Raw genomic sequence first — 10,486 nt, 5'->3', positions numbered from 1 at the left:
ACCGGCGCTACTGGGCCTACTGGAGACACTGGTGCTACTGGATCAACCGGCGCTACTGGGCCTACTGGTGCTACCGGATCGACTGGGCCTACTGGACCTTCTGGATTAGGACTTCCAGCAGGGTTGTATGCCTTTAACTCAGCTACAGTTTCTTTAGCTCTTGGGATTAATGATCCAGTACCATTTAATACCGTTGGATCTCAGTTTGGTACGGCAATTTCTCAAATGGATGCCGATACTTTCGTAATTAGTGAAACTGGTTTCTATAAAATTACTGTTATTGCTTATACAGCGGCAGTAAGTTTATTAGGAAGTCTTGGGATTCAAGTTAATGGAATTCCAGTACCAGGTGCGGGCACAAGCTTAATTTCACTTGGAGCTCCAATCGTTATCCAAGCCATTACACAAATTACTACAACACCATCACTCGTTGAAGCAATTGTTACTGGAATTGGATTATCACTAGCTCTTGGTACAAGTGCATCCATTATTATTGAGAAAATCGCTTAATTTTGTACTTAGCAGTAAAACTGATATCAGTTTTACTGCTTTTTCATTGGTAAATTCAATCATGAAATCTTTCTTTTCTACATAATCATAATGTTGTATGACATTCCGCAGGAGGCACTTATATGGAAAATAAATCTGCTGTCCAGCTTTATCTTGAGTTATTAAAGAAAACAATTTTATTTGAAATATGGTTAGAATACGAACCATACTTACCTGCTTCTCTACATATATCTAAAGAGCTATCATATGAACCAGTTACAGTTCCACTTCCTTTATTTCTTAAGCAGTACGTAGAAAATCACAATTTAAAAATCGTTGATCCAAGCGTTTCAAAAAGTGAACGACAAGGCGGCAATGATTGGCCAAGAGCAGCACACAGTATGGTTGGTCGAAAACGTATGAATCAATTACATGAGGCTATGGAAACTGTTGTTAGGGAAAATATAGAAGGTGATTTTATTGAAACTGGTGTATGGCGCGGAGGATCATGCATTTTTATGAATGGTTTTTTACAGGCAAACAACATTACGGATCGTACTGTGTGGGTTGCCGATTCTTTTGAAGGTCTGCCAGCACCGAACCTAGAACAATATCCGAAAGATTACGGTGATTATTTGCACACATTCGATTACTTACGAGTTTCTTTAGAAACAGTGCAAGAAAACTTTAGAAAATACGATTTATTAAATGATCAGGTGAAATTTTTAAAGGGTTGGTTTAAAGATACCTTACCTTCAGCGCCGGTAGAAAAAATTGCAATTGCTCGCCTTGATGGTGATATGTATGAATCAACGATGGATAGTCTTGTAAACTTATACGATAAAGTTTCAACAGGTGGCTATATTATTATTGATGATTACGGATTGGTAACATGTGCAGAGGCTGTAACAGATTTCAGAAATGAAAGAAACTTAAAAGCTCCTATTACGAAAATTGATGATTTCGGTATTTATTGGCGAAAAGAATAGAATTTTATTTTTTGAGGGGTTCTATCACACTACTTATTCATAAGAGCTAATTGTGTAAAGTTCCCCTCACTATAGATTGATTTATAAATCCCCTACTTTACTACAAGGACGGAGTGAATGTATGAACGAAAATGAGAAAAAAATCACATTAATTCCACCCCCAGAACTCGTTCAATATGTAGGTGGTAACTTTGAAGAAGTTGGAAAAGAGTTTATGCAGTATTTTATTGAAATTGGCAACTTAAACTCAAATGAAACAGTGTTAGATATAGGATGCGGTATCGGCCGAATGGCAGTTCCATTAATGAATTATTTAAGTGATGATGGTGCTTATTATGGATTTGATTTATTCAATGAGGGAATTACATGGTGCAAAAATAACATTTCAACACGCCGCAACAATTTTCATTTTGAACATGTCGATATATATAATCAATTCTATAACCCCGAAGGAAAAGAAGATGCTTCCCAATACAAGTTTCCCTATGAAGATGATTCATTCGATTTTATTTTTTTAACGTCTGTATTTACCCATCTCCTTCCGAAAGAATTAGAACATTACGTATGTGAGATTTCACGAGTTTTGAAAAAAGATGGGAGATGTTTTATTACTTTCTTTTTAATTAATTCTGACTCTTCCTATTACTTAAATGCAGGATTAAGTACGTTAGGTTTTTATCATCAAATGGACAATTGCTATGTTCTTAATAAAGACATCCCGAATTTCGCAGTTGCCTATCCTGAGGAAAATATTCATACCCTATTAAATAAGTATGGACTAGAAGTACAGACTCCCCCCCATTATGGTTCATGGTGTAGCAGAACTGAACATACAAGTTATCAAGATATTATTCTTACACAAAAAATTTCTGAAAGGTAGTTGTATATGAATAATACAAAAAATTCGCCTCTCGTTTCCATCCTGATTCCCACCTATAATCGACCACATTATTTTAAAATTGCTCTAGAAAGCGCATTAGCACAAACGTATTCAAATATCGAAATTATTGTAGGAGACGATAGTACAAATAATGAAACAGAAAAGCTAATATACCGACATTATTTACATAAGTATAAACATATAACGTACATTCGAAATAGCTCGACTCTTGGACAATTTCATAACGCCCTTATGCTCTTAGAACGGTCAAATGGAGAGTACATAAATTTCTTAATGGACGATGATATATTTTATAATAATAAAATCGAAAAAATGATGTTTCATTTCCAACAAGACTTAAATAAAAATCTCGCACTTATCACATCCTATCGCACTTGGATTAATGATAATGGAGATACAATTGAACAACATCCCTCCATGAAAAAATTATATGATGAAGATACGCTACTAAATGGGAAAGATTTTGGAAACCGTATGCTTATAGCAGGACAAAATATTATCGGTGAACCTACAATCGTACTTTTTAGAAAAAGCCTATTAACAGAACCTTTCGGCACCTTACATGGCAGAAAATATGGCTGTAGTGTTGATATGGCTTCTTGGATCAGTTTACTTTCAAAAGGTGATGCAATGTATATCACTGAGCCCTTAAGTTCATTCCGCCTTCATACTGGACAGCAAGTACATCATAAATTCCTTGAAGGCTGCGAAGATTTTTCTCAGCTCGTTTTAACCTCGAAAAAGTATGGTTTCTTACAAGACGCCAAATATTATAAAAAGGGGTTGATACGAGCTTACGGATGGTATAAAAATGCGGTCAAATTTTATAATCTATTTCCAAACCTCATTCCAGATATAAATACACATGCACGTCTTTCTTATTGTTTACATATCATTACAAAAGAGCTCCGTGCAATATAGTCTATCACAAGGGAGGTGCTATTCCTTCCTCGTGATGTATGACTTCCCACAAATAGTGGAATAAATGTATGCATAGTCTGCTTGTATATTATTTTTATCATGACATGATCCATATACTTACTAGGCGATAGAAAGGAATACATACATTGAAAGATCCAAATTCTCAATATCAAATAGACTACGTATTACTATTCATCTTATTTGCCATTGGGACTGTTAGTTGCTTTGCAATTGCAAGTGCACAAGCTTCTTTACCACCATTTTTGCAAAGCGTAAATTTTGTATTAAAGCAAATCCAATGGTACTTCATTGGATTTATAGCCATTGGTGTCATTATGATTATTGATTTCGATCGTTATCAAAAAATTGCTTGGTATTTATATAGCTTTGCATTGGTACTACTCATTGGACTAGAACTTCAAGTACCAGGTGCCGTCACAATTAAAGGTGCGACCGCTTGGTACAGGCTCCCAGGCATCGGAAATTTCCAGCCTTCTGAAATTATGAAATTGTTTTTAATTCTCGTCACCGGACGAATTATAGCAAATCACAATGAGAAATATTTTTTCCGAACAATACACGACGATTTTTTATTACTCGGAAAAATATGTGCAACAAGTTTGCCACCCCTGCTACTTATTGCAAAGGAACCTGATTTAGGAAACACGATGGTAATTTCAGCTATGCTCGCAGCAATGATATTGGTTTCTGGTATACGTTGGCGTTTTATTTTCGGATTAGTTTCTGGTATTTCTGCAGCTGGCGTTACATTAACTTATATTTTTTTTACTCATACAAAATTCTTTAAAGAACACATTTTACAAGAATATCAACTAAATCGCTTTTACGGCTGGTTAGCTCCATACAAATATGATGCGCAAGGCTATCAATTAAGACAAGCTTTCTTAGCTACTGGATCAGGAGAAATGCAAGGAAAAGGTTGGGAAAATGGACAAGTATACTTTCCAGAACCACATACAGATTTTATTTTCACTAATGTCGCTGAACAATTCGGCTTTTTAGGCGCAAGTGTTATTATTGCACTTTTTTTCCTACTTATTTTCCGCATGATTCATATCGCGCTAGAAAGTAATGATCCTTTTGGTAGTTACATCTGCGCTGGTACAATCGGAATGTTTACTTTTCAAGTATTTCAAAATATCGGGATGACCATCGGGTTACTCCCTATTACAGGAATCACACTCCCCCTTATGAGCTACGGAGGAAGTTCCTTACTCACATACATGATAGCGATTGGATTTGTTTTAAACGTTCGCTCAAGGACGAAAATCTTTATGTTTAAATGAAGTGCAAAAACGGTATATTTTTATCTCTATCCTTTTTTAGATATACTAATGGAAAATATGATGGAGGTTTAAATATGAAATACGACATTATAGGGGATATTCATGGATGCTTCCAAGAGTTTCAAGATTTAACGACGAAACTCGGATATAAGTGGAATCGCGACCTGCCGATTCATCCTGATCAACGTAAGCTTGCATTTGTTGGTGATATTACAGATCGCGGTCCTCATTCATTACGTATGATTGAAATTGTATGGGAACTTGTCATAAATAAAAAAGTAGCTTATTACGCTCCAGGAAATCACTGTAATAAACTATACCGCTTTTTCCTTGGGCGTAACGTATCAATCGCTCATGGGCTCGAAACAACTGTTGCCGAATATGAAGCACTGCCTTCTCATAAACAAAATATTATAAAAGAAAAATTCATCACACTTTATGAACAATCCCCTTTATATCACGTACTCGATGAAAAAAGGTTAATTGTATGTCACGCCGGAATTCGGCAAGATTACATAGGAAGACAAGATAAAAAAGTACAAACCTTTGTATTATATGGCGATATAACAGGAGAAAAACATGCTGACGGCTCCCCTGTCCGTCGCGACTGGGCGAAGGAATATAAAGGAAAAGCTTGGATTATATATGGACATACACCTGTAAAAGAACCTCGCTTTGTAAAGCATACAATTAATATTGACACTGGTGCTGTATTTGGCGGGAGTTTAACTGGATTACGTTATCCTGAAATGGAGACTGTTTCCGTCCCTTCCTCCCTACCTTTTGTCCCAGAGAAGTTTCGCCCAATTTCATAACTTACGAGAGATTACGATATCATTTAGGCCGTTCTCCTATAAAAACTAGGTAAAGTAATTAAAAAAAGATGCAATAAAGTGCATCTTTTTTTAATTACACGGCATATACTGTCGCAGGAGGTGACAGAATGAAGAAAAAATCTTCTAAACAAAAAAGAAAATGCCCGCCTTTTTATCTGCCCATGTACGGAATTAACAACTGGTGCAGCATCCGAGCTGCAGCTTTAGAAGAACTGGAAGGACAAGAGGCATCCCCAAAAAACAAAGCCAGACCAAAATATGTCTCTTTAGAAAATGCTGTAATGAGCCGCATAATTGATAATAGAAAAACAAAGATGCAACAAAAAAATAAACCTCTCTCTACTCATAATGAACAGATTGTACCCTCTGAGCAAACAGAGAAAAATATAGAAGAAAATATACCTGTAGCAATAAATAAAAAAACAGAAGTAGAAATTCCAGCTGCTATTATCAATCAAGTGAAGAAAATAAAAGAAGCATTAGCACCATCCAATGATATACAAACGGAAAAAACGATCATAATTCAAACCCCTACACCTGAAAATACAAAAGTAAAAAAAGGTGGACGGTATGCATATGCAGAGGGGCTTCACTCTCATGCAGAGGGGACAGCTTCACATGCAGAAGGGCTTCTTACACATGCAAAAGCTTCTTTCTCTCATGCAGAAGGATCAAAAACGAAAGCAACTGGACATAGTTCCCATAGTGAAGGAAGTGAAACGACAGCAGGCGGATCTTATTCTCATGCGGAAGGTAAACATACAATCGCTTTAGGCGAAGCAGCACATGCAGAAGGAACTGCGACTATCGCTAACGGATTCTCTTCTCATGCGGAAGGTAATCATACATCAACGGCTCATTTTGCAGGTAGCCATATTATGGGGCGCTTCGGCACAGCAGAAGAATCTTATTCTTGGTTTATTGCTAACGGTACAAATGAAACTGATCATCATATCGGTGCAAAGTGGCTTGCTCATAATGGGGAAATGTATATTGATGGCGCTTCTTACAATGCAAGTGGAACTGATTTTGCACAAATGTTTGAAACAGCAGACAATAATCTTATTGATGTAGGTTATTTCGTTACATTTAGTAGCGAAGAAAAAATTCGGATCGCTACTTCAAACGATTCATTCATTTTAGGAATATCTAGCGCAACCCCGGCCCTTATAGGAAATAGCGGTGCTTTAAGTTGGCAGAAACGCTACAAAACAGATAGCTTTGGAAAACGTCAATATACACGTACGGAATCGCAAGACATACAACCTCTTTTAAATACAGAATGGGATCCAGCTTGCAAATATATAGCAAGAAAAGATCGTGCCGAGTGGCTTCCTGTCGGATTAATTGGACAAATGCTAGTACGCGATGACGGCACTTGCGAAACGCATGGATATTGTCGTCCAAATAACGATGGCATTGCAACAAAATCCGAAAGTGGATTTTTTGTTATAAAGCGTACGGGTAAAAATCAAATTTTAATATTATTCCGCTAAGAAAAAAGGGAACAAAATTCTTCATTACATAAGAATTTTGTTCCCTTTTTAAGTATGCCTTACTACCTCTTCCATATCGCTTGGAATCGTTGTAGTGAAAGACATTTCCTTCTCTAAAATAGGATGATAAAACGTCAAAGATGTACTATGAAGTGCTTGACGTTTTATCACATCTCTTCGTCCTCCATATAAATCATCACCAAGTAACGGGTGGCCTATATGAGCCATATGTACACGAATTTGATGCGTTCTTCCTGTCTCAAGCTCAAGTGATACATGCGTCTTATGATTAGCGCTATCCATCACTCTAAAATGAGTAACTGCTCTTTGCCCATCTTCACAAACTATTCGCTCAATAATGCTATCCGATTTTCGTCCAATCGGTGCGTCAATTGTTCCTTCTCGTTCAACCATCTCACCATGAACGATTGCTTCATACGTTCTTTTCACAGCTTTTTGTTGATGCTGTTTCGATAAAAGATGATGCACGAAACGATTTTTTGCAATGAGCATAAGCCCTGAAGTATCACGATCTAACCTTGTTACGATGTGCACTGTACTTGCAAGATGCTGCTTATCATAATGACATAAGAGCGCATTCGCAACACTCCCTGCCGGATGTTCTCTAGACGGAATCGTTGACATGTTCGCCTCTTTGTTTATGACAAGAACCGCATCATCTTCATATACAATACATAAAGGGATATCTTCTGCAATCATCCCTTCACTTCTTTCCTCCACTGGAAAAAAGACACGTAATTCTTCACCAGCTTGCAACTGATGACGAACGCTCGCATGTTGATCATTTACTTCAATAGCTCCGCCGTGAAATTTTATATCCGTTAATGCGGCTTTAGAAATCCCTTTTGTTTTTAAAAATTCTCTAACTAAAGTTCCCTCTTCAGCCGATTCTATATCCCATTTCAATGTAAATCTGTTCAAATATATAAACCCTTTCTATTTATCTGCAACAAACGAGTCACGAACTCGTTTCCAGAACGGGAATGGACGGAAACGAACAAATCGTACTTTCTCGTTTGCAACGCGATACTGGATTGATTTCACATCTTGATGCACCATCGTTAAATGGTCCACAGTAATTTGTAAGTTCATTCCTGCAGCCGGCTTCAACACACATGTATGATGCTTCGGCAGTACGAGTGGCGAGCCTACAGTACGAAACACACGGTTATTAATAGATGCCATTTCTGCAATTTGAATCGCTTCAATAGAAGGGTGAATAATCGCTCCGCCAAGCGCCTTATTATACGCAGTACTTCCAGAAGGAGTAGAGATACAAAGGCCATCCCCGCGGAACGTTTCAAAGTACTCTCCGCGTATTTCCACTTCTGTTACTAATGTACCTTCCGCACTTTTCACAGTTGCTTCATTCATCGCCAAATACTGTGACTCTTTACTCCCATTCACATAGCGAATAATCACTTCTAAAAGCGGATATTCCACCACTTGGAATGGTGTTTTAGCAATTGCAATTACTAATTTCTCTACTTCTGTCGGTAACCAATCTGCATAGAAACCTAAATGCCCTGTATGTACACCAACAAATGCTGTTTCATCCAATCGATTATAATAACGATGAAACGCATATAAAAGCGTTCCATCTCCCCCAACAGAAATTACAATATCGGGTTCCTTTTCATCCATTATAAATCCAAAATCTAGCAAGTATTCTTTCATCGTGCTTGCCAGTGTATCTGATGATTGATCTCCCTTTGACATAATTGTAAATTTCATCGCCCAACACCCTTTAGTTTATGATTCGGAATCTTTCGTTTCTTGTTTTCTTGAAAAAGCTTTCTGCGCTTCTTGAATCTCAAGACGAATAGAAGACATTTCTTCATCTAATAAAAACGCCGCTTCCGCTGCGCGTTGCAAGCGTATTTTAATATCTTCAGGAAAACGTCCACTATATTTATAATTTAAAGAATGCTCAATTGTTGCCCAAAAATTCATTGCTAACGTGCGTATTTGGATTTCTACCAATACTTTTTTTTCTCCCTGAATCGTTTGAACGGGGTAACTAATGACAACGTGATAAGAGCGATAGCCGCTATCTTTCTTTTGCGTGACATAATCACGTTCTTCCACGATTTCAAAGTCATTTCGTTTTCGAAGATATTCTACAACAGGCTTAATCTCATCAACAAATTGACACATCATTCGAAGGCCCGCGATGTCTTGCATATCTTCTCTTAGCCGATCTAGCGGTACATTTCTCTTCTCCGCTTTATCAATAATACTAGCAACCGACTTTACCCTTCCTGTTACAAACTCAATTGGAGAATGCTCTGTTAACATTGCAAATTGAGTACGCATTCCTTTTAGTTTCACTTTCAGCTCTGCCACCGCTTGATGGTAAGGTGCTAAAAATTCTTCCCAATTTCGATTCATTTCAACCACCACCAAAATCAATCCATTTGCTTATAGAAATACTTTTTCTACAGCAGTTACTAGTTCTTCTCCGTAATTTGCATTACCTTCAATATTTTCAACTAAATATTCTACTTCTTCTTTTAAATTTTCTAATTCCATTTCAACGTCATTCACACGAACGAACATTACTATATCGTTATTCATCGCTTCATGCATTGCTTCCCAGCATGTGTGCGGAATACTTACATAGATGAAAGATGATTCGTTTTCTAAAATATATAAAAATGATAAATTGTCTGAGTCTACAAGTACGTGATTACGCGCACTTAACTCCTTTACCTCTATTTCATTATTTTCCGCACAAAAAATAAGCGCATTCTCTCTCTTTTCTACGCTCTTAACTTGAATTTTATTTTGCATGCTCTAACTCCTCCATCTCAACTTCCTGTCTTACTTAACAGTATTATTGTATCATAACATGGACGCAAACAAATAAAACATTGAACCAAATTTGTGAAAAAGCGATAATGTGTAAAGAATTATTTTTCAAAAGGAGCGCATACAATGACACAAGAAATTGAAATTGAATTTAAAAATATTGTTACAGAAGAAGAATTCGATACATTATGTAAATCATTCTCTATTGAGGTATTTACGAAACAGGTGAATCACTACTTTGAAACACCGGGCTTCTCATTAAAAGAAGCTGGCTCTGCACTTCGTATTCGTCATAAAGGAGAAACTTATACATTAACATTGAAACAACCTGCAGAAGTCGGCTTGTTGGAAACGCATCAAGTCGTAACAGAAGACGAAGCAAGAATAATGATGGAAACAAACGTAATCATTTCAGGGGCTGTAATGGATCAACTACACAAATTACAAATTCCTGTTTCCGCTTTAACTTATATGGGTAGTTTAACAACTGAAAGAGCCGAAACGCTATTTGAAGGCGGAACACTTGTCTTTGATCATAGTTTCTATTACAATCACGATGATTATGAAATTGAATTTGAAGTGCAAGATGAGGAAACAGGCAAAGCTGCATTTATTCATTTATTAAAGCAGCACGACATACCAATCCGTCATACAAATAATAAAGTAAAACGCTTTTTCCTTGCCAAACAAAACAAAGCACGCTAAAGTGAAAATT

The 10,486-nt window shown here is 36.9% G+C and carries 11 protein-coding genes and 1 pseudogene; 8 read left to right on the top strand and 4 right to left on the bottom strand.

Annotated features, from left to right (window positions below):
• The 7 genes and pseudogenes from bclA to BAQ44_RS10565 all read left to right on the top strand — a co-directional run.
• Window positions 1–510, top strand: a pseudogene (bclA, locus tag BAQ44_RS10595) (collagen-like exosporium glycoprotein BclA); the annotation flags it as partial.
• Window positions 511–632: 122 nt separating this feature from the next.
• The gene (locus tag BAQ44_RS10590; RefSeq protein ID WP_063260251.1) at window positions 633–1,478 is read left to right on the top strand and encodes a TylF/MycF family methyltransferase; all 846 of its coding nucleotides are present in this window, start codon (window positions 633–635) and stop codon (window positions 1,476–1,478) included.
• A 121-nt stretch (window positions 1,479–1,599) separates the two neighbouring features.
• Window positions 1,600–2,358: a class I SAM-dependent methyltransferase gene (locus tag BAQ44_RS10585; protein ID WP_063260250.1), complete on the top strand. Its 759-nt coding sequence runs from the start codon at window positions 1,600–1,602 to the stop codon at window positions 2,356–2,358.
• A 6-nt stretch (window positions 2,359–2,364) separates the two neighbouring features.
• On the top strand, window positions 2,365–3,300 hold the full coding sequence (locus BAQ44_RS10580) for a glycosyltransferase family 2 protein (protein ID WP_061678741.1): 936 nt from the start codon (window positions 2,365–2,367) through the stop codon (window positions 3,298–3,300).
• Window positions 3,301–3,446: 146 nt separating this feature from the next.
• Entirely contained in the window at window positions 3,447–4,607 is a 1,161-nt protein-coding gene (locus BAQ44_RS10575; RefSeq protein ID WP_063260248.1) for an FtsW/RodA/SpoVE family cell cycle protein, read from the top strand.
• A 74-nt stretch (window positions 4,608–4,681) separates the two neighbouring features.
• On the top strand, window positions 4,682–5,422 hold the full coding sequence (prpE, locus tag BAQ44_RS10570; protein WP_071721630.1) for a bis(5'-nucleosyl)-tetraphosphatase PrpE: 741 nt from the start codon (window positions 4,682–4,684) through the stop codon (window positions 5,420–5,422).
• Between the two features lie 128 nt (window positions 5,423–5,550).
• Window positions 5,551–6,939 (top strand): peptidase G2 autoproteolytic cleavage domain-containing protein, encoded by a 1,389-nt coding sequence (locus tag BAQ44_RS10565; RefSeq protein WP_071721629.1) that lies wholly within the window; start codon window positions 5,551–5,553, stop codon window positions 6,937–6,939.
• A gap of 48 nt (window positions 6,940–6,987) precedes the next feature.
• Here the strand turns inward: BAQ44_RS10565 and BAQ44_RS10560 are convergent, their stop codons facing one another.
• The 4 genes from BAQ44_RS10560 to BAQ44_RS10545 are packed head-to-tail and all read right to left on the bottom strand — an operon-like array spanning window position 6,988 to window position 9,753.
• On the bottom strand, window positions 6,988–7,881 hold the full coding sequence (locus BAQ44_RS10560; protein ID WP_071721628.1) for an RluA family pseudouridine synthase: 894 nt from the start codon (window positions 7,879–7,881) through the stop codon (window positions 6,988–6,990).
• 15 nt (window positions 7,882–7,896) lie between these two features.
• Window positions 7,897–8,694 (bottom strand): NAD kinase, encoded by a 798-nt coding sequence (locus tag BAQ44_RS10555; RefSeq protein ID WP_000673190.1) that lies wholly within the window; start codon window positions 8,692–8,694, stop codon window positions 7,897–7,899.
• 18 nt (window positions 8,695–8,712) lie between these two features.
• Window positions 8,713–9,351, bottom strand: coding sequence for a GTP diphosphokinase (gene yjbM / locus BAQ44_RS10550; RefSeq protein WP_001081480.1), 639 nt, complete (start codon window positions 9,349–9,351; stop codon window positions 8,713–8,715).
• Between the two features lie 30 nt (window positions 9,352–9,381).
• Window positions 9,382–9,753: a UPF0738 family protein gene (locus tag BAQ44_RS10545; RefSeq protein WP_001179996.1), complete on the bottom strand. Its 372-nt coding sequence runs from the start codon at window positions 9,751–9,753 to the stop codon at window positions 9,382–9,384.
• 144 nt (window positions 9,754–9,897) lie between these two features.
• Between BAQ44_RS10545 and BAQ44_RS10540 the strand changes: the two genes are divergently transcribed.
• Complete coding sequence (locus BAQ44_RS10540; protein ID WP_071721627.1) at window positions 9,898–10,476, top strand: CYTH domain-containing protein; 579 nt, start codon at window positions 9,898–9,900, stop codon at window positions 10,474–10,476.
• Window positions 10,477–10,486: the final 10 nt, after the last annotated feature.

This window comes from Bacillus mobilis (assembly GCF_001884045.1).
Lineage (GTDB): Bacteria > Bacillota > Bacilli > Bacillales > Bacillaceae_G > Bacillus_A > Bacillus_A mobilis.
This window is presented reverse-complemented; position numbering and strand designations above follow the sequence as displayed.

What these genes read in the sequence shown, in the direction of transcription:
- BAQ44_RS10545 (WP_001179996.1), bottom strand. Translation starts at nt 9,753, where the DNA reads ATGCAAAATAAAATTCAAGTTAAGAGCGTAGAAAAGAGAGAGAATGCG.
- BAQ44_RS10540 (WP_071721627.1), top strand. Translation starts at nt 9,898, where the DNA reads ATGACACAAGAAATTGAAATTGAATTTAAAAATATTGTTACAGAAGAA.
- prpE (WP_071721630.1), top strand. Translation starts at nt 4,682, where the DNA reads ATGAAATACGACATTATAGGGGATATTCATGGATGCTTCCAAGAGTTT.
- BAQ44_RS10555 (WP_000673190.1), bottom strand. Translation starts at nt 8,694, where the DNA reads ATGAAATTTACAATTATGTCAAAGGGAGATCAATCATCAGATACACTG.
- BAQ44_RS10580 (WP_061678741.1), top strand. Translation starts at nt 2,365, where the DNA reads ATGAATAATACAAAAAATTCGCCTCTCGTTTCCATCCTGATTCCCACC.
- yjbM (WP_001081480.1), bottom strand. Translation starts at nt 9,351, where the DNA reads ATGAATCGAAATTGGGAAGAATTTTTAGCACCTTACCATCAAGCGGTG.
- BAQ44_RS10585 (WP_063260250.1), top strand. Translation starts at nt 1,600, where the DNA reads ATGAACGAAAATGAGAAAAAAATCACATTAATTCCACCCCCAGAACTC.
- BAQ44_RS10565 (WP_071721629.1), top strand. Translation starts at nt 5,551, where the DNA reads ATGAAGAAAAAATCTTCTAAACAAAAAAGAAAATGCCCGCCTTTTTAT.
- BAQ44_RS10590 (WP_063260251.1), top strand. Translation starts at nt 633, where the DNA reads ATGGAAAATAAATCTGCTGTCCAGCTTTATCTTGAGTTATTAAAGAAA.